We start from the raw sequence: 21,830 nt of genomic DNA, 5'->3' as shown, positions 1-21,830 counted from the left end.
GGATGCGCGCCGTCACTTGCCCACGCCAGCGTCGGCGACTTCGGCGATTTTGCCGAGCGCCGCTCGCGTTTTGAGCATTGCCGTGTATGTGCAGTAGATGTGCTTGGGAGTACCCGGATTCGCGTTCACGAACGTTGAGACAGCCTCTTCAAGTTCCGTGTTGACGCTGTTCACCGGCACCTGATCGTATTCGAGGCGCAACGCCATATCCCATGCGCGCACGCCTGAAACCATGGCCACACCAGTGGCTCGCAGCGAGGAGAAGTCCACGTCCCACAGCCAGCTCATGTCACGTCCGTCGGCGTATTCGTCGTTGATGGCGATCATGGTGTCGCAGCCTTCGGGGGTGAAGGATGCGAGCGAGAGGCGGAATCCCATGGGATTTTTGACGAGCAGCAGCTCCACAGGTGAACCGTTCACGTCGATGACTTCGCCGCGACCGAACGCCGGAGTGACTTCGGCTGCCGCGTCGATCATGGATTGCGTGGTGGAGTGCGCGAAATCGATCATGCGCTGTGAGATTCCCACTTGTAGCAATAGTCCGTCGGTTACGTTCTCTTCGAACGGCAGGAACATTGCCTGCGCGTCGGCTACGACCGCGCGTACGACGGCCAGTGCGGCTGCCGCGTTGTACAGGTTGTACACACCTTCCAATTTCACGCCGGTTTCGTACGTTTCGCCGTCGATGCCGAAGCTGGCACGATGGTCGCCTACGGCAAGCAGGGTCACGTCAGCCGGTAGTTGTTCCGCAGAGTCTGCATGTTCCGATTTTTCTGCATGTTCCCCAGTTTTTGTAATTGCGGAAGCATCATCACTCTCAATATTTTCGGACGATTCTGCAGATTCGGACAAGTCAATACCAACTGCCGCTTCAGTATCAGTTGCCGATTCCGTATCAACCGTCGTGCGCATGTCATCGTCGGAAGGGAAGAATCTGCGCAGCGACTTGTCAAGTCCGAAATAGCGCACTTCCACACCATCTTCAGTATGCGTGACGTCTGCAAGCCGTGCGATGCGCGGATCCTCACGATTGAGCACCACGGTTCCGGTGGTCGCTTCGGCAGCTTTGCTCAACAGTTTCGCGGTATTGTCGATTTCGCCGAAACGGTCGAGCTGGTCACGCATCACGTTGAGCAGCAGGCAGTAGTCGGGTTGCACTTGTTTGACGAAATGCACCGCGTACGCTTCGTCGAGTTCCAACACGGCGATATCGGCGTCCAGTTTGCCGCCAAGCGAGACTTCGGACAGCAGCGACGAAACCACGCCACGGGTGAAGTTCGATCCGGTCGGGTTGGTGAACACTTTTAATCCCAACGATTCCAGCATGCTTGCCACCATGCGAGTGGTGGTGGTTTTGCCGTTCGTGCCGGATACGAGCACCACGCCGAGCGGCAGCTGCCGTAGCGTGCGTGCGAGGAATTGCGGGTCGATCTGTTCCACGATTTTGCCGGGGAACGCGCTGCCGCCACCATGCGCCAAGCGGGAGGCCGCTCGCACGGCTTTGCCGATCAGCGGCGTTGCGAATGAGTTCCACGCCATGCTTATACCTCCTGCTGGCTCTGATAGTCCTGCGGCATATCTTTGAACTTGGAGTACGCGCCAAGGAACGCGAGGTTGAAGGTATCGGTCGGACCGTTACGATGCTTCGCCATGATAATGTCGGCCTCGCCCGGGCGATCCTCCTTGTCGTAGGCGTCCGGCCTGTGCACGAGGAACACCACGTCGGCGTCCTGCTCGATAGAACCAGATTCACGCAGGTCGGAAAGCTGCGGCTTCTTGTCCTGACGCATTTCGGGGCCACGGTTCAGCTGGCTCAGCGCCACCACCGGCACTTCCAATTCCTTGGCAAGCAGCTTCAATGCACGCGAGAAGTCAGACACTTCCTGCTGGCGGCTTTCCACGGCTTTGCCGGAAGTCATGAGCTGCAGGTAGTCGATCACCACTAATTTCAGATCGTTCGTCTGCTTCAATCGGCGGCATTTCGCACGGATCTCCATCAAACTCATGTTCGGACTATCGTCGATGAATAATGGTGCGTTCTGCAGTTTATCTTGCAGATTATTGAGAATATTCCAACGTTCCTGTGTAATATCTTCCGCTCGGCGCATGGCTGCCAACGGAATATTCGTTTCCGCGGAGATAATTCGTTGCGCAAGTTCGTTTTTGCTCATTTCCAAGCTGAAGATCACGGATGTCATATTGTGGTGCAACGCGGCGGATCGTGCGAAATCGACGCCGAGCGTGGACTTGCCCATGGCGGGGCGTCCTGCCACGACGATCATCTGGCCCGGCTGCAGGCCTTGCGTCACTTCGTCGATGTCGCGGAATCCGGTTGGCACGCCCTTGGAGACTTCGCCGTTCTGCAGTCGGTCGATTTGGTCAAGGGTGTCGGTGATGACGGTGCCGATCGGCGCGTAATCCTGCCTCACTTTGCCGGTCGACATTTCGTAGACTTCGGCCTGCGCCAGGTTGACGACGTCTTCGGCTTGGGATCCTTCGGCTGTGTAGCCGAGCTGCGCGATTTTGGTGCCGGCTGCGATCACATTGCGCAAGATGGCGCGCTGGTGAATGATGTCGGCATAAAAGGTTGCGTTGGCTGCGGTCGGCACGGATGCGACGAGGCTGTGCAGATAGTCGGATCCCCCCACTTTTTCGAGGTCGCCGTCTTTGAGCAGTTGATTGGCTACCAGCACCGCGTCGACGGGTTGCGATGCGGAGAACAGGTTGATGATGGCTTCGTACACGGTTTGGTTACGCGGCTGGTAGAAGTCGGTGATGTCGATCATCTGTGAGACTTCGCCGATGGCGTCTTTGCTCATGAGCATGCCGCCGAGCACCGCCATTTCGGCGGCGTCGTCATGCGGCGGCACACGGTCGAAGATGGCGTCGCGAATGGCCGCTCCGGATGTTCCGGAAGTGCTGCCATTGCCCGAAAAACCGCGGTCTTGCCCTTGATTCAGGCCGTTGTTCCAAGAATTGCTCTCCGCCATGTTTCTCCAGCTCTTCGATGTGTGGTGTACCGGGAAAAACCATAATACCTGTGCCACTTCACGAATGATGTTGCGATGAGATTCTGGAGGAATCTCCGCATTGCTGGAGTTGATGATGCACGACACGCGCGAATCGGTTCGCTGTGGATAAGAAAGCCGGAAAAACCCGAGTTATCCACATACTGGGGATAACTATGTGGAAAACATATCGAGTTATCCACCAAATGGGGATAACCAAGTGGACAACTTGGGGACATCTTTCGTACGGGTGTCTATTCCCCTGGTTGTGACTTGCTTAAGTGAACTGAAGGTGATATGTTCCCCACTTTTTCTTAAACGATGGGTTTCCGACGACGCGACGGGTACCGCGTCGTCGGAAACCATGTCGCTTTGCTGGGCATTCGCTCACAGCCTACGCGGCCTCACATGTGGTAGCGGGTGGCGTTGTACATGGTTCGGACGAGGGTTTCACGCCATTTGCTCCAGCCGTACTGTTTGGAAATGGTCTCACCGGACGTGGCGCCCAATGACGAACCGTCAGCACGAGTCAGGTCAAAGAGCATGTCAAGCAGCAGCGGATCATGATCAAGACGAGAAGCCAATTCGTCGCCAACATTCGGATCATTAGGATTCTGACCAGTCGCAAACTCCGACAACGTAAGATGCTCGCGCACCAGCAACGTGACCCACCAAATAATGTCACGGTCAAAACCCATACGTTTCAACACCGTAGACGCATGCCGGGCACCCTCCGCAGCATGATCGGCAACCCCCGGACGCTTACCGATATCATGCAAAATACCAGCCAACAGCAACGCCTGATAATGTCGATCATCATAACGGTTTCCACGAGGTGTTTCACGACCAAGCCGTGTGACCACCTCAACCGAATGACGGTCAATCGTGTAACGATGAGCAGCCGAAGCGCTCGGACGATTACGAATCGCCAACCATTCCGGAATCAAACGACCCGGAATATCAACAAAATCAATCTCCTCCCATACCTGCAACAACGCGGGACCGCTCGCAAGCAAACGCAAGAACAGACTGCGCGACTCATCATTCCAAGTGCGATCATCAATCGGACATGACTTCAGATTCTGCAACGTGCCGGGCGCAATCGGCAGACCAAACTCAGCCGCAGCAACAGCCGCACGCAATGCAAGGCACGGATCAGACTTCGGATCGGCACCCGGCGCAAGCACAATCTCCTCCTCATGCTTGGCAATACCGGGCGCGACCACATCAAACGTAGGCGCCTGACGCTTGCCACCGCCACGAGGCTGGAACACCTGGAAAAACGCAAAACGAGGCTTCTCATGAGTCAACGAATGCTCGGCTCGGGAAGCCGTGGAATCAAGCGAAAACGCAATCTGACGGCCAACACGCGCAAGCAACGTCTGCAAATCATCAATCGACTTCGCCTCACGCTCGCCACTCGGCAACGTCGGATCAGCCAAACCCAACATCGCCGAAACCCTCGCCTGATAGGGAGCCAGCAGCATATTCGTGTCTTTATTGGCAACCAAATGAATGCAGTCACGCACATCCAACAACCGTTCGACAGCATCGTCATACTGGCCGTGCGGGCGGTCGGCAAGCCAAGAAGCGGCAAGCGCGGATACCAGCACGGAATCGCGCAAACCACCGCGAGACTCCTTAATATCAGGCTGATTACCGTACGCCATACGGCCGAACTCGTCCAAACGAGACTTGGCGGAACCCAACAATTCGGGCAAGCGCTTACGGGCGGCCCTACGCCAACGTTCCAAAATGGAGACGGCCGTGGATTCGATCAACTGCGCGTCGCCCGCAATCGGCACCACATCCAGCCAACCCATCGCGGCAGGCAGATCATGGTCGGTGACCGCCTCGCACTGCGCGCGGGTACGCACCGACTGGTCAAGATCAAGGCCAGAATCCCAAATCGGATACCACAATTTGTTGGCAAGCTCATTGAGCTGCTGGTCAGTAAGCGCGTGAGGCTCATAAATAACCACCAAGTCAAGATCGGAACTCGGTCCAACTTGGCCGCGAGCCAACGAACCGACCGCACCAAGACCAATACCAACTTGCGGAACGTCAAAAGAAACCGTCTGGCAGGCCTCCTGCCACAACTTCGTCAGACAATCCATGGCCAGATCCGTACGAGCCTTGCGCTTCGCCGCACCATTGCGGTACACGCCGTCGGCATCCGGCTGACTTATATTCATGAAACGTTGTTTAAGACCATCAACCGCTGAAGTCATAGCAAATCCTTATGAATCTTCGCAAAAAACAAGTAAACCTGAGCAGATAAAAGCAAAAGTGGGGAAATCCGAAGCAGAAAAACTGACGCGAAAATCGTATGAAAATCCCCGCACGGCACAAAGCACGTACGGGGATCCGTCTATTGATAGCCCGAGCCTAAGCTCGGGGTCTTTAATATCTATCCGAATGAATTATCAGATAGCGGCAGAGCCGGTCTCGCCGGTGCGCACGCGGGTCACCGAATCAAGCGGGGCAACCCAAACCTTGCCGTCGCCGATGGTGCCGGAGCCGGCGGACTTGACGATCACACCAACCAGGGTCTCGGCGTCAGCGTCGTCGGACAGCACCTCGATACGAATCTTCGGAATGAGATCCACGGTGTATTCTGCGCCACGGTAAACCTCGGTGTGGCCACGCTGGCGGCCGTAACCGTTAGCCTCAGACACGGTCAGACCGTGAACACCTGCGGCAGCGAGGGCTTCCTTGACATCGTCAAGCTTATGCGGCTGAATGATAGCGGTAATGAGCTTCATCTCACTTCACCTCCTTGAGAACAGAGCTGGCGGTACCAGCAAAATCGTAAGCACGTTCGCCCTGATCGGCAAGATCAATACCGCCGACTTCCTGAGCTTCGGTGACACGCCAGCCAATCGTCTTCTCCAGAGCGAAAGCGATGATGCCGGTGACAACAGCGGACCAGATGATGGCAACGAGGGCAACGAGAAGCTGCACAACCAACTGCTTCCAGTCGCCGCCCGCGAACAGGCCGGTACCTTCGCCGAAGAAGCCGATGAGCACAGTGCCGGTGAAGCCGCCGACGCCGTGGACGCCGACAACGTCGAGAGAATCATCGTAGCCGAGCTTGAACTTCAGGCCGCAAGCGAGGCAGGTGAGCACGCCGGCGATGGCGCCGAGCACGATGGCCCACAGCGGGGAAACCACATCGGCGGCCGGGGTGATGGCGACCAAACCTGCGACGATACCGGAAGCGGCACCCATGGCGGTGTAGTGGCCGGTGCGAATCTTCTCAGTGAAGCCCCAAGAAAGCATTGCGGCGGCGGTTGCAGCGGAAGTAGAAACCCAAGCGTAGCCTGCGGTGCCGTTGGCGGCGAACGCGGAACCAGCGTTGAAGCCGAACCATCCGAACCACAGCAGGAAAGCGCCAAGCATCACAAACGGAACATTGTGCGGACGGAACGGCTGGGTGCCGAAGCCCTTGCGCTTGCCGATGATCAGCACGATCACCAGAGCGGCGACTGCAGCGTTGATGTGCACGACCGTACCACCTGCGAAATCGTGGGCGGCAGCGCCGATGGCCTGGGAGATCGCGCCGTCAGCGCTCAACAGACCGCCATTCCACACCATGTGGGCAAGCGGAGCGTAATCGAAGGTAATCCACAGCGCGACGAAAATCATCCAAGTGGAGTACTTGACACGTTCAGCGATAGCGCCGCAAATCAGAGCGACGGTAATCATGGCGAATGCGGATTGGAACGCCACATCGACGCTGACCGGGTAGTTGTTGGAGTTCAGCGAAGCCGACGTGAAGACACCGCCGTCGGAAACCATGGAATCCTTCAGCAGGAAGCCCGTGGCCGGATCACCGAAGACACCGCCGACCGAAGTGCCTGCGTAGGCGATGGACCAGCCCCACAGCACCCAGATCACCATTGTGACGGACAGAGCGGCCGCCTCCATGATCATCATGTTCAGCACGGCCTTTGCGCGGACCATGCCACCGTAGAAGAACGCCACACCCGGCGTCATGAGGAACACAAGGGACGCGGAAGTCAAAATCCACGCGGCATTTCCAGAATCAAGCTGACCCATGTCACCCTCCTCTTTCTTTCTTTTTGAGTTCACATTTCCGGCCCCATCGTATGGGGCTGACAAAACGGTATGGAACGCCGCCCGCGTTTTGAAAACGTTACGACGTGTTACAGCAAGGTAACGCCATCTCGCCATTACGTCAACCGAAAACGTTGGAATAAAGCGGCTAGCACGTTTTGTTTCAGATTGCGCAACGCTCCCAGACAAAACCAATATCAGCCCACTTTTCAGCGTATCTGCCATATATGGGCGAGATAAAACTGGTCGGGGTAAAAAGAAAGCCTCCCACGCGGGGAGGCTTTCTCGGGAGCACAATCAGCTCAGGCGAGGATGCCGTCAACGAAGCCTTCCGGATCGAACGGGGCGAGATCGTCCGGGCCTTCGCCGAGGCCGACAAGCTTGACGGGCACGCCAAGCTCCTTCTGCACGGAAATCACAATGCCACCCTTTGCGGAGCCGTCGAGCTTGGAGAGCACCACACCGGTAATGCCGATGGCTTCGGCGAACACCTTGGCCTGGGTCATGCCATTCTGGCCGGTAGTGGCGTCGAGCACGAGCAACACCTCATCAACCGGAAGATTCTTCTCGGTAACGCGGCGGATCTTGCCGAGCTCGTCCATGAGGTTCGCCTTGTTCTGCAGGCGGCCGGCGGTGTCGATGATGAGCACGTCGGCGTTCTCTTCCTTGGCCTTGGCACTGGCCTCGAATGCGACGGACGCCGGATCGGCGCCGTCCTTGTCGGAACGCACGACCGGAACGCCGACCTTGGCGCCCCAAGTTTCCAACTGGTCGGCGGCCGCCGCGCGGAAGGTATCGGCAGCGCCCAGCATGACCTGCTTGCCTTCGGAAACAAGCAGGCGGGAAAGCTTGCCCGCAGTGGTGGTTTTGCCCGTGCCGTTCACGCCGACCATGATGATGACGCTCGGTTTGTTCGCGCCTTCCTTATCGGCATTGAGGCGGCGATCCGTGTCAGTGCCTACGAGCTTCAGCAGCTTGTCTTTCAGCGCGGCACGCACTTCGGCCGGGTCGGACTGGCCTGCGATTCGGGCGTCGTTGCGTAGTTCCTCGACGAGCTGTTCGCTGGCTTCCGCGCCCACGTCGGCAAGCAGAAGGGTGTCTTCGACGTCCTCCCAATCGGCTTCGGAGAGCTGATCTTTGGCGAGGATGTTGAACAGGGCCTTGCCGAACGGATTGCCGGATTTCGACAGACGCGCCTTAAGACGCTGCATGCGCGTGCCGGCGGATTCGGGGGTTTCATGAACCGGTTCGGGCTTGGCTGCGGTGGCTGGTGCAGGAGCCGCCGTTTCGTAAGAGGAAGCTTGAGCTGAGGACTTCTGCTGACTTTCAGCCGGAGCTTTTCCAGCTGCATCAACATTGGAATCAACGGACGGCTTCACCGTGGAAGAATCAGCCGCAGACGACTTTGCTTCCGCATCAAGACGGGCATCAGCAGCCGCTTTCACATCCTCAGTGGACTTGTTGACGGCGTTCTTGCGGGTCTTACCGAGCCACCATCCGCCGATCACCAGAATTGCCGCGATAACAACAACAGCGACAATCGCAATAATCACATTCGTATCCATGACTCCAGCCTAAAAAGCGCAACGGACACTCTTCACCTACCGTTCAGAATGTCCGATTCGGGAGAAACGGACAAGTAAGCACCGTCAAACGCACCACAGTTGTCCGATTCTGCGGAATCGGACAGACTATCCACGGGACGTGAAAAACTGGACGGCATGGCTAACACATCCAGAATGACGTCGTATCAGCGGCGCGAGCAGCTCATCGAAATCGGTCGTTCGCTGTTCGCGTCGAAGGGTTTCGAAGCAGTGAGCGTGGAGGAGATCGCCGCCACCGCAAAAGTGTCAAAACCCATTGTGTACGAGCATTTCGGAGGTAAAGAGGGCCTGTACGCCGTGGTGGTGGACCGCGAAATGCGCGCGCTCACCGACACCCTCATCAACGCGCTGTCCGATCCACAGGCGCATCCGCGGCAAATCGTCGAACGCACCGCCCTCGCACTGCTCACCTATGTCGAGGAGAACGCCGAGGGATTCCGCGTGCTCACCCGCGATTCGCCGAAAACCGATCCCGCGGGATCATTCAACTCGCTGCTCGGCGACATCTCCATCCGAGTCGAAGACATACTCACCGAGGCGTTCAAGCGGCAGCATCTGCCCGCCAAGGGCGTGCCGTACTACGCACAGATGCTCATCGGCATGACCGTCTACACCTGCCAATATTGGGCCGACCAGCGCAAGCTCAGCAAGGAGCAGCTCGCCGCACACATCGTGAATCTGGCCTGGCATGGCTTGAGCCGCATGGAAGCCAAGCCGGAACTGCGTTTCGAAAGCGACAAAGCCGCAAAAGAGGCGGAAAAGCAGGAAAGGCGCGAAATCAAGGAAATCGCGAAACGTGAGCGCAAGGCCGTAAAAGAGGCACAATCACAAAACAATACGGAAAGCCCAGCCGGTCAGAACGCTGAACAGAACACCGAACAAGGCGCAGCCGGAAGCCAAGACACACAAGCCGAACAGCAGCTGTAAAACCCCGCCGCACCCTGTCACCGCAAGCATCGCAGCCCACGCCAACAGATGCCCGGCGCAGGAATTAAATAGTGCCCGCAACAGAGGAATCGTAAGCAGCACAAAAGCCAATAAACATCGACGAAAACCGACAAATCGTCAACAACGATACCCTTAAGGGAAATTTCAGGTGCAGATTGAACTATTCAGGGCGCCTATTGCGCACAAACCGTTCCCCTGAAGCGAACAAGGTGCTACGTTAGTTTCGTTACGCAGTGACCACGCGCACGCGGAAGGTCACCTCGGCCGACCAAGGAAGACTATGCAGGAGAAGAAGACGCTCACCTTCGTGGTGCCCGCGTACAATATGACCGAATATTTGGAACGATGCGTCATGTCGTTAATCGCAGCGAAGCGCAACGACGATATCGAAGTGCTGATCGTGGATGACGGATCATCCGACGGCACGCTGGAAATGGCACAGAAATTCGAAGCCCGCTATCCAGGCATCGTACGCGCCATCCACCAGGAGAACAGGGGGCACGGCGGGGCCGTCAACACCGGCATCGCGGCGGCACGCGGCATGTATGTGAAGGTCGTGGACGCCGACGATTGGGTTGGCCCCGAATCACTCGAACAGGTCATGGCCGTGCTGCGCGAAGAGGCCGATTCCACCGAGCCGATCGACATGCTCGTCACCAATTATGTGTATGACAAGGTTGGCAAACGCAACAAGCATGTAGTGAACTTCCGCCATGCCATGAAGGCCGGCGAGCGCCTGACTTGGAACGATCTTGGGCATTTCGGCTTGGCTGAATACATTCTCATGCACGCGCTGACGTACCGTACTGCCGTGGTGCGAGAGTCCGGCATGCAACTGCCGGAGCACACGTTCTACGTGGATTTCATTTACGCGTACCAACCATTCCCGTGGGTGAAGACCATGAAGTATTTGGATACGCCGTTCTACCACTATTTCATCGGGCGCGACGGGCAAAGCGTGCAGACCGATGTGATGATCCGCCGTGTCGACCAGCTGCGCCTCGTCAACCAGTGCATGGTGCGCGCCACTCCGGAACGCGACACGGTGCCGGACGGCCTGTACCGTTATATGATCCACTTCCTGGCGATTGAAAGCTCCGTGGCAAGTGTGTTCATGATTTTGTCTCGCGATCCGGAAAATTATGAGAAGAAAAAGGATATGTGGGACGACATTAAGGCGTACTCCCCCACTATTTACAAGGATGTGCGCAAGAAGGCCATGTCTCGTGCGCTGAATTTGCGCGGGTCAATCGGTCGTTTCGTGATTCGCAAGGGATATTTCGTGGCGGAACACGTCGTCGGGTTCAACTGATCGCGATTTCCGACGATTTGACGGTCAATCGACGGTCTGGATGGCACTATCTGCCTTATATATGGCAGAACTGACGTACGGGGTGAGGATGCAGCCGTGAGGCTGTTGGAAGCAGCACTGACGCCTCCAACAGCCTACGTTCATGCAAACCCGCCCCGAGCGCGGAAACCTGGCTCATTGGGACGGGTTTTGCCGGATTTCAGGACTTTATGCTCAGTTCCAGCGGTCGGACATGGCGAAACTGTTGTGCATGAGATTGCTGGACGTATAGAGCACGTCGTTAAGCAGTTTCGTAACGTGAGTGCGCAAGTATTCCGCCATTTCTTCGTTGGACTGCTGCAGTCTGGCGATGATTGCAATACTTGCGTCTTCCGTAATCTCCGTGGTTTCTGTACTCTCTTGCGATTCGGACACGCTCGATGGTGCGGTCATCTCACACAATTCGGCATCGGTACGTTCCACCAGACGATGGCCGTAAGCGCGGGCCGATTCCGCAAATTCTTCGATCGCATTGCTGGTTTCGTAGAAATACGCGTCGGCGAGCGCGGCGATCAAACGGTTCGCCCAGTACAGGTTGTTGGTCGAGACTTCCGGCGTGGTGTCGCGCAGGTAGGCGGGCGTATCGTCGACGTTCGCGTAGAACGGCGTGGCCGCGGTGAAGGGGCCGGAACCGTACGAAATCCACATGATCGAGCGGCTGGTTTCCAGCACGTACGGGCGGATCTGCATGGCCACCATATGCCCGGTGCGGTTGATGCCGATCGGACGGTAGCGATGGCGGCTTTCCGACGTTCCGAGAGTACCGTACGGGTCGTAAGGGGTTCCCTCGAAGTGTGCGCTCATCAGGAAATCGACGTCTTCGAGCGTCACAGCGTTCTCAGGCACGCGACACCACGGAATATCGTCGGACGCGGGCGTGTAGCGGGCGGACGGCGAATCCCAATCCTCGCTTGGATTGAGGTAGCGCTGCATGTACCAGGCACGCGGAGTGTTGTAGATGCGGTCTTTGGTGGTGGCGGTGCCGAAAGCCGTGCGCGGATTGAAATGGTTGCGTCTCAGCGTCGCGCCGCTGCTGCTATTACTGCTACCGTTCATATTGACGTTTCCGAAAGCGCTCGTCGGCTGGAATCCGAAGCCACTACTTGCAGCCACGCTCATAGTGCGGTCAAGGTGATGCGCATCCATGAATTCACGCAAATCGGCACTGCACATGAACTCACGTTGGGCGTTGAAGGCGTCGTCGAAGTCGAAATCGTCGATGCCGAGCTGGTTGGGGATGGTCGCATAGCAGTCGTCCGGCACGCGGCGGGCGATCCAATGGTGCCCGCCGATCGTTTCGACATACCAGATTTCGTTTACGTCGGAAATGATGATGCCATTCGATTCGTAAGTGCCGTATGTTTCAAGCAGTTCGGCGAGACGTGCGACGCCTTCGCGTGCCGTGGTTACGTAAGGCAGCACAAGGGTGATGATGTCTTCTTCTCCGATTCCGCCCGGAATCTCAGGGGTGCTAGTGGCTTCGTTCGCCGGTTGCAGTTTAACAAGCGGATCAGCGGCTAGCACGCGCTCGTTGACTGCGATGGTTTCGGTGGCGCTCATCGCCACATTGTGCTCGTTGACGCCCGCTTCCGCGAGAATTCCGCGATTTGGCAGCACGTTCGGCACAATGCTGTATCGGCATGGATTGTCGGGAAGATCGATTTCGACATGACTGAGCACACTGCGGTAATGCCTAGGTTGGTCTTGCGGTGCGACCGCAATGAATTTCTTAGGGTCGTAACGGCCGGAACCGGAATCATCGTCGCGTGCGATGATGGTGGAGCCGTCGTAGCTGGCTTTCTTGCCTACAAGAATCGTGGTACATGACATGCATTCCACTGTACGAGCAGATATGCAGAAATGATGCTGCGATTCACGGGAATTCGATGATGATTCGGCGATGACTTGGCGATAATCCACGTTTTTTTGTTACTTACAGCTGATCTGTGTGGCGTTTTGCGTAAATATGCTGTATACTGGCTCTTTGTTGCCCCTCTAGCTCAACGGTTAGAGCAGCGTCCTTTTAAGTCGTGGGTTGTGGGTTCGAATCCCACGGGGGGCACATGCGAAAAGCCTCGGAAGTCAATGTTTTTAACGGTTTCCGAGGCTTTCTTGTTTTTGCAGCCTAATGGATCAAAGGCCGCAGCCCAGCATTTACCCGGTACATTCACTGCTATAGGCATCACAGACTCGGCATCATTTCACGACCGTCCGCAACGCATCTTGCGCCCATCCAACAGCATTAGAGACAGTTTCGACATGCGCTCAGACGCGAATTCCGTAGTTTGAGGTACACTGGAGCATATTCGAACAAACGTTCGTATTTTCGGGAATTCTGGGGAATTCCCCACTATATACAGTGAGGAACCTCACGACACACCACTACCGGTAGTGTGTATGCTAGATAGTGGCTTGCGTAAGCGAGCATAATCGAAGAACGTGGCCGACACGGCTTTCACAAACGACGAAAGCCATTTGCATAGGGAGGAAATCGAATGACCGTGACCGTCTTCACCAATCCGAGCAACCCGCAATGCGAAGCCACCGAACAAGAGCTTGCAAAGCTGGGCGTGCGTTACGACACCGTCGACCTGACGAAGAACCCGTCCACCTTCGAACAGATCAAAAACGCTGGTTTCAAGCAGATTCCGGTCGTCATCTCACCGAACTCCTCATGGAGTGGGCATAGGCCGGATCTGATCCGCCAGCTCGCACAAAGCTTCGCCGCATAAACGCGTAGAAGTCGCAGCGCACCGAGTCCACAAAGACGGTGCGGGTCAGGTCGCGTGCAGCCGCGCACGGCGCAACCAACAGCAGGCGCCACCATACGCGTTCTGTCACACAGCTTCGCCGTCTAGTCCATAAAGCAGTCAACCATAAAGCAGTCAGCCACTACATGCGGCTGGCCGTGGACGGGTCGATCGTCATGGTCTGGAACCGATTGGCCATGAAGCCGTCGTCGAAATACGTGGCGAAGAATTGCGAAACAGGCGAATTCTGCGCAATACCCGCCATACGCGAATACCAGGAATCCAGAGCCATCAACGTCATCACGCCGTCAACGAAAATCAGCGCGAAACACACCGCCGTCAACGTATAGCGAATCTTCCATGGAATACGCTGAATCATCGCAAGCAAATGCGGCAGAATCAGCTTCACCCACACCAAGCCGAGTACTCCCCAGAAAAACATGTATTTGCCGGATGTGCGCCCATCAATTGACAGCCATTGACCCGTGTAATCCCACGCACGAATACCGAACGCAACCTCCATGAACCAGCTGGTGAAATATTCAAACGCGCCGCCAATCACCGCACTCGCGCAGAAAATCAGCATCCAATTCGACCGCCACAAGTGGTTGAGCAACACCGTCAGGATCACCGCGCCGAAACCGTAGATAGGTGAGAACGGCCCCCACAAAAAACCGGCGCGATCCTGCCATTCGCCGAACAGCACATAGTAGTACAGCGTCTCCAGTACCAGACCAAACACGCAACCGACCACAAACAGCCAGAACAAGTTGAAGAAATCCAACGAAATGTAGCCTTTGCCAGTCAGATCACGGCCGGCCATACCCTTCGAAACAGCCGTCTCATACTCGCTGCGCGCATCCAAACGACGAAGCGCGAACTGCAAACGACGCTCCTCGCGCAGCGACGGATCAGCCGTAATATGCAACGCAACCAATACAAGCAGCTGCACGACCGGACCGATCAGATTCACGCCCAAACCCTGCAACGCCAACGACAATAGGCCTTCCGCAAGCGTGAGCGGAATCATCAAATACGTCCATTGCGCGATATGCCGACGCTTATTGAGAATCAGCAGCACGCCGAAAACCGCAAGGCATGCGGTGGAGACCAGCAGCACCACAGCATGAATAACCGACAGAATAGTGGTAAGATTCAGCGCGCCAAACGCCAGTTTGCCGGAAAGCGCGGCTTGGACCGCATACAGGCAGGAAACCACGATGATCGGTAACGTCACCACGCCTTCGATCAACATGACGATGCCGTAAATGCGTGCAATCAGCGGGAGCCGGCGGTCAGCCGGATTGCCGTTATCTTCCGCCGATTTTGATTGCGCAATGATGCCGGCCTCTTCGATCGCTGCGATTTCGGTTTCGTCGGCGATGGCCGCGCTCACTTCTTCGGTTTTGCCCATACTATTCGTCCTTCCCTGCACAACGCTACCAAAACCCAATCGCAGTGCGCTACACGAGAGGATTGTTTGTGCGCAACCCGCACAACCTGCGATCTCTGTCTGCACAAGTCACATGTCATCTCGCAATCACAAGATGCGCAGACAGCAGACTCGACTTGCGCATGCACAGAATGCAAGTTGCGCGGTCGCCAACAGCAAGATTCACAGTCCTGTCGCGATTTGTCGTGTTTATTTCAGTCATGGGCGGAGCGTATTTACGCCTGTGCCCAAATTTGTCCGAGAGCGAGTATTACGATACGGGAGGCGTAGCGCTACGGATAACGTATCGCTACACGCAAACACGGTCGAACATCCATTGGGCTGGGGAGACAATGCGCAACGTACTGCAGATTCTACGTCGTGACCTCAAACGACTCATCACCGTACCTGCCGCCTGGGTCATCATGATCGGTATAACCATCATTCCGCCGCTGTACGCATGGTTCAACATCTACGGATTCTGGAATCCGTACGGCAACACCCAAGGCATCAAAGTTGCCGTGGCCAACGTCGACAAAGGCACCGACAACGCCCTGCTCGGCACAATGAACCTCGGCGACCAGATCGAAGACACGCTGGAAGACAACGACCAGCTTGGCTGGGAGTTCATGGGCAAGGCCGAAGCGATGGAAGCGGTACAGTCCGGCGACTGCTATGCGGCGATCATCATCCCCTCCAATTTCAGCGAGGATCTCGCCAACGTCGTGACCGGCAGCAAGAACCGGCCGACGCTGGAATACTATGTCAACGAAAAATCGAGCCCGATCTCCCCGAAAATCACCGATCAAGGCGCGACCACCGTTGACCGTACCGTCAACAACACCTTCGTCTCCACTGTCAGCGAAGTACTCACTAAAGCTGTGAACTCCGCTAATAGCACCATCAACGGCAAAACCAACTCCTTCGTCAACGAAACCACAGCAGAACTCGACAAAACCCAGAAGAACGTAAACCTCATCCGCTCCACCATCGAAGATCTTGACGCACAGCTCGCCAACGTGCCGCAACAAACGCAATCCGCACGTCAGGCAATGAACGACGTGCAACTGGCCGCAGCAAGCGCCGGCAAGGGCCTAGCGAACACCGCCACCGCTATCGGCACCGCACAAAACGGCCTCAATACCTTCACTTCCAATGCCAACACCGCTTTGGAGAACGGTTCCGGTCTGATTTCGCAGGCCGCTAGCGACACCACCACCAGCATCAACAAGGTGACCACGGCCGTCTCTTCCGCGAGCGGTGCCGCGCAGCAGGCCGTCAGCAACATGCAAAGCGTGACCGACAGCAACGCCCAGCTCATCGAGAAGCTCAAGAACGTCAGCGACAACACGCAGTACCAAGACATCATCAAGAAGCTTGAAGACACCAACAACACGGCCGCTGGCACGCTCAACGACCTTAAAACGTTGAGCGAGAACACGCAATCCACGTCCGACAGCGTGTCCAAACTCGCCACCGACTTCAACACCAGCACGCAAAATTCGCTGAAAAGCATGGGAGATGCCCGCAACACGTTGAATTCCGGCGCGCTCCCCCAGCTCAACTCAGGCCTGAGCTCGCTCGCCATGACCGCAGGAACGCTGTCTGGCACCGTGACCAGCCAAAGCACCATCGTCACCCAAACCTCCGCCGTGCTCGGCCAGCTCGACCAAGTAACAAACGACACACGCACCACCCTGCAGAACACCAACAAGCAGCTTGAACAGGTGGAGAACAAGCTCATCACCGTCAGCACCGACCTGAAGGCACTCGGCAGTGTCGACATGCTGAAAAACCTGACCGGCGGCAGCTCCCTCGACACAGAGAAAATCGCCTCGTTCATGCAGTCCCCCACCGTGATCGACACGAAGAACGTGTACCCGATAAACTCCTACGGTTCCGGCATGGCTCCGCTCATGACCAATCTGGCCCTGTGGGTGGGCGCGTTCGCCTTCGTGGTGATCTTCAAGGTGGAGGTCGACGACGAAGACCTCGAAGACCTCGACCTGACCGCTTCCGAAAAGTATTTCGCCCGCTACATGCTGCTCGGCATCATGGGCGCGGCCCAAGGCACGATCACCACCATCGGCGACCTGCTGCTTGGCGTGCAGACCGTGAACGCACCGCTGTTCGTACTTACCGGCGCCATCACATCGCTGGTGTATCTGAGCATCACATTCGCACTATCGACCACGTTCATGCATATCGGCAAGGGATTGTGCGTCGCGTTGATTATCGTGCAGATTCCGGGCGCTTCTGGCCTGTATCCGATTGAGATGATGCCGAAATTCTTCCGCATGGTCTACCCGTTCGTGCCATTCAGTTATTCGATTGACGCGTTCCGCGAGACGATTGCTGGCTTCTACGATGGGCATTGGCTCAAGTCGATTGGCACGCTGCTGCTGTTCGCCGTGGCCGCGTTCTTCATTGGACTTGCGATTCGCCCGCTGCTGGTCAATCTCAACCGCCTGTTCGCCCGTCAGATCAAGGAAAGCGACATGATCATCGGCGAGGAAGTGCAGCTTCCGGAACGCGGATACAACGTGTCCCAAGCCATTCAGGTGCTTGCCGACAAGGGCGGCTACCGTGAGGCGATCGAAGAACGCGCAAGCCGTTTCGCCGAACTGTATCCGAAGCTCAAGCGTGGCGCGCTCATCGCCGGTTTCATTGTGCCGGTGATTCTGGTGCTGATCTTCTCCTTCACCAACGGCGAGAAGAGCGTGGTGCTTGCCACGTGGATTATTTGGGTGCTGCTCATCATCGGATTCCTGATGGTCATCGAATACATGCGTTTCGGCCTGCAACGCCAGGTGGAACTCGGCAGCCTCAGCGACGAAGCGATTCGCGAACAGCTGGTGGAGCGCCAAGCTGCGAGGCTGCGCCGCAAGAAGCGCGCGCAACAAATCAGGCGAGACAAGCTGATGCGCAAGACACAACGAAGAAAACACGAAACCAAACAGGCGATCGCCAACGTCGCAAGCACCAGCCAAGCCGACGCCGACGGCATCGCAACACTGGTACAGGCCATGAACGTGGCCGGCAACACCGGCACAGCGAGCAACACCAATCCCAACGGTAACGGCGAAAGGAGCAACGCATGAAAAACATCTGGAAACTGTTCGTCGGCGACGTTCGACGCCTGACCAGCAACATCGTCTCCATCATCATCGTTACCGGACTGGTGGTGATTCCGGGTCTGTTCTCTTGGTTCAACATCAGCGCAAGCTGGGATCCGTTCGCCAATACCGGCAATCTGAAATTCGCCGTCGCCAACGACGATGAAGGCTACAAGTCCGGCCTCATTCCAGTAAAAATCAGCATTGGCGACCAAGTGGTCAACACCTTGCGCGCCAACGACCAGATGGACTGGACCTTCACCACCAAAAAAGAGGCCATCGACGGCACCAAATCCGGCAAATACTATGCGGCAGTGGTGATTCCGAAGGATTTCAGCACCCGCATGATGACGTTCTTCACCGCGGACGGCGACCATGCCACGCTCACCTACTACAACAACGAGAAGAAGAACGCACTCGCCCCGAAGATCACCGGCCAGGGAGCCGACACCGTGGCAGCACAGATCAACGAAATGTTCTCCAAAACGTTGACGAGCACCGCGCTCAACATCGCCTCGCAGCTGGCCGACGAGCTTGACAAACCGGAATCGCGGGCCACGCTCACCAACTTCAGCAACAACATGGGCAATTTCGCGAACACGCTCACCGACACGTCGTCCGCGTTGACCACGTTCAGCTCGCTGACATTGAGCGCGCAGAACCTACTCGACAGTTCCAACAACCTGCTTTCCAACGTGAGCGACAGCGCGAAGAACGCCGGCAACGAGCTCAAACAGTCGAAGAACAGCATCGACGATCTGACCGGAGCCGTCAAAACCAGCACGAACGCTCTCAGCACCGCGTTGAACAGCTCGGCGAACAGCTTCGGCGCGGTCTCCACCGATATTGACAGCGTATTCAACAATGCGGGCACCCAAGCCGGCAATACGGCCACCGCCCTGCGCAATCAGGCCGCGAACGTAACTAAGCAGGCGCAAAGCTACCAGAACATCTACGACGCCCTCGACGAGCTCAGCAACAACGATCTGGTGCCGGAAGTCGCGAAAATCGCCATCAATCATCTCAAAACCAACGTGGGCGCGACCATTACGCAACTCAACGATCTAGCGAACTCACTCAACACCAGCGCCGACAATATCGACGCGAAAGTGAGCGACACCACAGCCGACCGCGAGCGCGTGAGCCAGCTCGCCCAGCAGGCGAAGGCCTCCATCGACGGCATCAAAACCGATTTCGACAGCCAACTCAAGCCGCAGCTCAGCGATATTTCCGATTCGATCAGCAACACGGTCACCGCATTGAGCAGCACGGCCGCCGATCTGAAGGGCGCGTTGGGAGATCTCAACAGCACCACGAAGTCGGCAGACAAGCAGCTGACCAATATTCGCACGGTGCTTGATTCCACCGCCGAGAGCCTCACCAAGGCGGGCACCGCGCTGTCTTCGTTCAATGGCACGCTTTCCGACGCGCTGAACAGCGGCAATATGGGCACCGTCAAGGAAGTGCTCGGCAACAACACGGATTCGCTGGCGGCGGCTCTTGCGGCCCCCGTCCAGGTGAAGCGCACGGCTGTGTTCCCTGTTGAGAATTTCGGCTCGCAGTTGGCGCCGTTCTACACGATTCTTCCGCTGTTCGTAGGTTCGCTGCTTATGGCTGTAACGCTGAAACCCGGCGTTTCACGCAAGAACCGTGAGGGTCTTGACAATCCGAAGCCGCATCAGCTGTTCCTCGGCCATTATGGCGTGTTCGGTGTGATCGCGCTGCTGCAGAGCACGTTCTCGCTGGGCGGCAATCTCCTGTTTCTGCATGTGCAGGCGGTGCATCCATGGCTGTTCATGCTAGCTGGCTGGACAAGCTCCTTGGTGTTCTCGTTCTTCACGTACACGATGGTGGCGAGTTTCGGCAATGTAGGCAAGGCTATTGGCGTGCTGGTGCTGGTGGCGCAGATTTCCGGCTCGAATGGCGCGTATCCGCTGGCCGTGCTGCCGAAGATCATCAGCGATATCAGCCCGTTCCTGCCGGCCACGCATTCGATTGTGGCGTTGCGTGCGGCAATTGCCGGTATTTACAACAACGATTACTGGCATGCGCTCGGCTCGCTGCTGTTGTTCCTGATTCCGCTGCTGCTGATTGGCTTGCTGCTGCGTATTCCGCTGGTCAAGTTCAATAAGTGGTATGTGGCGAAGGTGGAAAGCACCAAGGTGATCTCATGATTACCGGAGTGCATGAGGCGGTTTCCGAAGCCGTTTCCGATGTGGTTTCCGACGCGGTCAGTGACGTGCATGAGGTGGTTCGCAAGGCGCATAGCCGCCGCGAGCAGCTTCGTGAGCAGACCGATCATAAGATTATGAAGGCCACGCTTGCGATTGTGATTTCCGATGGCGTCGGCGCGGTGACCATCGAAGAGGTCGCTCGTCGTTCCGGCGTTGCGAAAACCACGATTTATCGCCGCTATAAGAATGCGGATGATCTGTTGCGCCGCGTGCAGCTGGAAGTTGCGGGATTACCGGATTTCAGCGATGTCGAGTTGTCGAAAAACGGTTTGCTGACGATGTTGCAACGCATTCAAGGTTGTTTTTTCGACAGCGATTTTGGTTTGAAGGCCGTTGGTGTGGTGCTTTCGTCTGATAACACTTCGTTGAATGCGATTGCCAATCAAGTGCTTGTTCCTGCGGAAAAGCGTTTTTCTGAGTTTGTTGAACGCGGCATGAAGGCCGGAGTGTTCCGTAATGAATTGGATCCGCAATTCCTGTTCAGCACGATACTCGGCTCCATGCTCGCCTGCAAGGCGTTGCATGGGGACGCGAGTATTCCTTGGCCTGAGAACATGGTGGCCGTTCTGTGGCCCGTTATGGCCGCCTGAAAGGCACTGCAGAGCAGAGCTGAACAATAGTAATCTGAAATTTAGTGAGCGCCCCCGCTACGGCCTTTAGTCACTCTTGGGGTGAGGCTGTAGCCGAGGCGCTCATTGTACGTTTGCGGGCTTTTCGCCGCTACTGGCCCTACTGGATTGACGCTTCCTGACGGGCCACATCCAACGCCTTGTTGAACGCTTCCGACGTCCAGCTGGCACCGGCCACCTTGTCTACCTTGAGATCTTTGAGCGGCTTGCCGTCCACCACGCCGTTGATGGCTTCGGCGAACGCATTCTGGTGCTTTTTGGAGATGGACGTGAACGGATGCCCGATAACCTCCACATTGGTGACGGTCTGGTCTTTGACCGTCACATGCACGTCGATAGTGTCTTCGCCCACCGGCCCGTACTGGCCGTTGATCGAGTAGGTACCGTCGGCGTAGTTGCCGGTGTCTTGCTTGTCGGATGTAGTGCTGTTCGGATCGTCGGCATGGTTTTTGACGTCCGTATCCGCAGAATCGCCGGAGTCGGTGGCATTACCGCTGTTCTTTGAATTTTCTTCCTGCGATTGCACGCTTTCGCCGGAATTTCCGGCATATTCATCGTCCATTGGCGTCGCCGTGGGTTCGCCGCATGCCGACAGCAATGCAAGGCTTGCCGCAGACAGTGCGATTACTTTGATCGCATTCGATGATTCGTTGCTCATGTTCGCTCCGTACGATTCGT

The 21,830-nt window shown here is 56.6% G+C and carries 15 protein-coding genes, 1 tRNA gene and 1 pseudogene; 7 read left to right on the top strand and 10 right to left on the bottom strand.

Annotated features, from left to right (window positions below):
- Window positions 1–12 precede the first annotated feature (12 nt).
- The 7 genes and pseudogenes from BBKW_RS11240 to ftsY all read right to left on the bottom strand — a co-directional run bounded on the left by BBKW_RS11240 (window position 13) and on the right by ftsY (window position 8,653).
- On the bottom strand, window positions 13–378 hold the full coding sequence (locus BBKW_RS11240) for a DUF1727 domain-containing protein (protein WP_414835669.1): 366 nt from the start codon (window positions 376–378) through the stop codon (window positions 13–15).
- A gap of 207 nt (window positions 379–585) precedes the next feature.
- Window positions 586–1,539: pseudogene (locus BBKW_RS11235) on the bottom strand (Mur ligase family protein); the annotation flags it as partial.
- Between the two features lie 2 nt (window positions 1,540–1,541).
- Entirely contained in the window at window positions 1,542–2,990 is a 1,449-nt protein-coding gene (dnaB, locus tag BBKW_RS00675; RefSeq protein ID WP_033500660.1) for a replicative DNA helicase, read from the bottom strand.
- A gap of 422 nt (window positions 2,991–3,412) precedes the next feature.
- Window positions 3,413–5,239 (bottom strand): [protein-PII] uridylyltransferase family protein, encoded by a 1,827-nt coding sequence (locus tag BBKW_RS00670; RefSeq protein ID WP_033500659.1) that lies wholly within the window; start codon window positions 5,237–5,239, stop codon window positions 3,413–3,415.
- A gap of 195 nt (window positions 5,240–5,434) precedes the next feature.
- Window positions 5,435–5,773, bottom strand: a complete 339-nt coding sequence (locus tag BBKW_RS00665; protein ID WP_003807443.1) for a P-II family nitrogen regulator — start codon at window positions 5,771–5,773, stop codon at window positions 5,435–5,437.
- Between the two features lies 1 nt (window position 5,774).
- Window positions 5,775–7,070, bottom strand: a complete 1,296-nt coding sequence (locus BBKW_RS00660) for an ammonium transporter (RefSeq protein ID WP_033500658.1) — start codon at window positions 7,068–7,070, stop codon at window positions 5,775–5,777.
- Between the two features lie 320 nt (window positions 7,071–7,390).
- Entirely contained in the window at window positions 7,391–8,653 is a 1,263-nt protein-coding gene (ftsY, locus tag BBKW_RS00655; RefSeq protein WP_033500657.1) for a signal recognition particle-docking protein FtsY, read from the bottom strand.
- A gap of 156 nt (window positions 8,654–8,809) precedes the next feature.
- On the opposite strand from ftsY, the gene BBKW_RS00650 reads away from it, so the two are divergent.
- Together BBKW_RS00650 and BBKW_RS00645 are read left to right on the top strand one after the other, a co-directional pair.
- Complete coding sequence (locus BBKW_RS00650; protein WP_231858497.1) at window positions 8,810–9,619, top strand: TetR/AcrR family transcriptional regulator; 810 nt, start codon at window positions 8,810–8,812, stop codon at window positions 9,617–9,619.
- A gap of 301 nt (window positions 9,620–9,920) precedes the next feature.
- Window positions 9,921–10,952: a glycosyltransferase family 2 protein gene (locus BBKW_RS00645; protein ID WP_033500655.1), complete on the top strand. Its 1,032-nt coding sequence runs from the start codon at window positions 9,921–9,923 to the stop codon at window positions 10,950–10,952.
- 213 nt (window positions 10,953–11,165) lie between these two features.
- On the opposite strand, the gene BBKW_RS00640 is transcribed toward BBKW_RS00645, so the two are convergent.
- Window positions 11,166–12,821, bottom strand: coding sequence for a C69 family dipeptidase (locus tag BBKW_RS00640; RefSeq protein ID WP_033500654.1), 1,656 nt, complete (start codon window positions 12,819–12,821; stop codon window positions 11,166–11,168).
- Between the two features lie 159 nt (window positions 12,822–12,980).
- Here BBKW_RS00640 and BBKW_RS00635 point away from each other — a divergent pair.
- Window positions 12,981–13,053: transfer RNA gene (locus BBKW_RS00635), tRNA-Lys, on the top strand.
- A 433-nt stretch (window positions 13,054–13,486) separates the two neighbouring features.
- Window positions 13,487–13,723: a glutaredoxin family protein gene (locus tag BBKW_RS00630; protein ID WP_003833732.1), complete on the top strand. Its 237-nt coding sequence runs from the start codon at window positions 13,487–13,489 to the stop codon at window positions 13,721–13,723.
- 160 nt (window positions 13,724–13,883) lie between these two features.
- Here the strand turns inward: BBKW_RS00630 and BBKW_RS00625 are convergent, their stop codons facing one another.
- Window positions 13,884–15,155 carry a putative ABC transporter permease gene (locus BBKW_RS00625; RefSeq protein WP_033500653.1) on the bottom strand — a complete coding sequence of 424 codons (1,272 nt, stop codon included), beginning with the start codon at window positions 15,153–15,155 and terminating at the stop codon, window positions 13,884–13,886.
- A gap of 371 nt (window positions 15,156–15,526) precedes the next feature.
- On the opposite strand from BBKW_RS00625, the gene BBKW_RS00620 reads away from it, so the two are divergent.
- The 3 genes from BBKW_RS00620 to BBKW_RS00610 are packed head-to-tail and all read left to right on the top strand — an operon-like array spanning window position 15,527 to window position 21,113.
- Window positions 15,527–18,274 (top strand): YhgE/Pip domain-containing protein, encoded by a 2,748-nt coding sequence (locus BBKW_RS00620; RefSeq protein WP_033500652.1) that lies wholly within the window; start codon window positions 15,527–15,529, stop codon window positions 18,272–18,274.
- Window positions 18,271–20,463: a YhgE/Pip domain-containing protein gene (locus BBKW_RS00615; RefSeq protein WP_033500651.1), complete on the top strand. Its 2,193-nt coding sequence runs from the start codon at window positions 18,271–18,273 to the stop codon at window positions 20,461–20,463. Before BBKW_RS00620 ends, BBKW_RS00615 begins: the two co-directional genes overlap by 4 nt.
- Window positions 20,460–21,113 (top strand): TetR/AcrR family transcriptional regulator, encoded by a 654-nt coding sequence (locus tag BBKW_RS00610; RefSeq protein WP_033500650.1) that lies wholly within the window; start codon window positions 20,460–20,462, stop codon window positions 21,111–21,113. The genes BBKW_RS00615 and BBKW_RS00610 overlap by 4 nt, the downstream gene beginning before the upstream one ends.
- A gap of 139 nt (window positions 21,114–21,252) precedes the next feature.
- Here the strand turns inward: BBKW_RS00610 and BBKW_RS00605 are convergent, their stop codons facing one another.
- Window positions 21,253–21,810, bottom strand: a complete 558-nt coding sequence (locus tag BBKW_RS00605) for an FMN-binding protein (protein ID WP_033500649.1) — start codon at window positions 21,808–21,810, stop codon at window positions 21,253–21,255.
- Between the last annotated feature and the right edge of the window lie 20 nt (window positions 21,811–21,830).

Origin of the sequence: Bifidobacterium catenulatum subsp. kashiwanohense JCM 15439 = DSM 21854 (assembly GCF_001042615.1) — a bacterium.
Taxonomy (GTDB): Bacteria; Actinomycetota; Actinomycetes; order Actinomycetales; family Bifidobacteriaceae; genus Bifidobacterium; species Bifidobacterium catenulatum.
This window is presented reverse-complemented; position numbering and strand designations above follow the sequence as displayed.

Excerpts from the sequence above, each read along its gene's own strand:
- BBKW_RS11240 (WP_414835669.1), bottom strand. The coding sequence starts at position 378 with ATGGGATTCCGCCTCTCGCTCGCATCCTTCACCCCCGAAGGCTGCGAC.
- dnaB (WP_033500660.1), bottom strand. The coding sequence starts at position 2,990 with ATGGCGGAGAGCAATTCTTGGAACAACGGCCTGAATCAAGGGCAAGAC.
- BBKW_RS00670 (WP_033500659.1), bottom strand. The coding sequence starts at position 5,239 with ATGACTTCAGCGGTTGATGGTCTTAAACAACGTTTCATGAATATAAGT.
- BBKW_RS00665 (WP_003807443.1), bottom strand. The coding sequence starts at position 5,773 with ATGAAGCTCATTACCGCTATCATTCAGCCGCATAAGCTTGACGATGTC.
- BBKW_RS00660 (WP_033500658.1), bottom strand. The coding sequence starts at position 7,070 with ATGGGTCAGCTTGATTCTGGAAATGCCGCGTGGATTTTGACTTCCGCG.
- ftsY (WP_033500657.1), bottom strand. The coding sequence starts at position 8,653 with ATGGATACGAATGTGATTATTGCGATTGTCGCTGTTGTTGTTATCGCG.
- BBKW_RS00650 (WP_231858497.1), top strand. The coding sequence starts at position 8,810 with ATGGCTAACACATCCAGAATGACGTCGTATCAGCGGCGCGAGCAGCTC.
- BBKW_RS00645 (WP_033500655.1), top strand. The coding sequence starts at position 9,921 with ATGCAGGAGAAGAAGACGCTCACCTTCGTGGTGCCCGCGTACAATATG.
- BBKW_RS00640 (WP_033500654.1), bottom strand. The coding sequence starts at position 12,821 with ATGTCATGTACCACGATTCTTGTAGGCAAGAAAGCCAGCTACGACGGC.
- BBKW_RS00630 (WP_003833732.1), top strand. The coding sequence starts at position 13,487 with ATGACCGTGACCGTCTTCACCAATCCGAGCAACCCGCAATGCGAAGCC.
- BBKW_RS00625 (WP_033500653.1), bottom strand. The coding sequence starts at position 15,155 with ATGGGCAAAACCGAAGAAGTGAGCGCGGCCATCGCCGACGAAACCGAA.
- BBKW_RS00620 (WP_033500652.1), top strand. The coding sequence starts at position 15,527 with ATGCGCAACGTACTGCAGATTCTACGTCGTGACCTCAAACGACTCATC.
- BBKW_RS00615 (WP_033500651.1), top strand. The coding sequence starts at position 18,271 with ATGAAAAACATCTGGAAACTGTTCGTCGGCGACGTTCGACGCCTGACC.
- BBKW_RS00610 (WP_033500650.1), top strand. The coding sequence starts at position 20,460 with ATGATTACCGGAGTGCATGAGGCGGTTTCCGAAGCCGTTTCCGATGTG.
- BBKW_RS00605 (WP_033500649.1), bottom strand. The coding sequence starts at position 21,810 with ATGAGCAACGAATCATCGAATGCGATCAAAGTAATCGCACTGTCTGCG.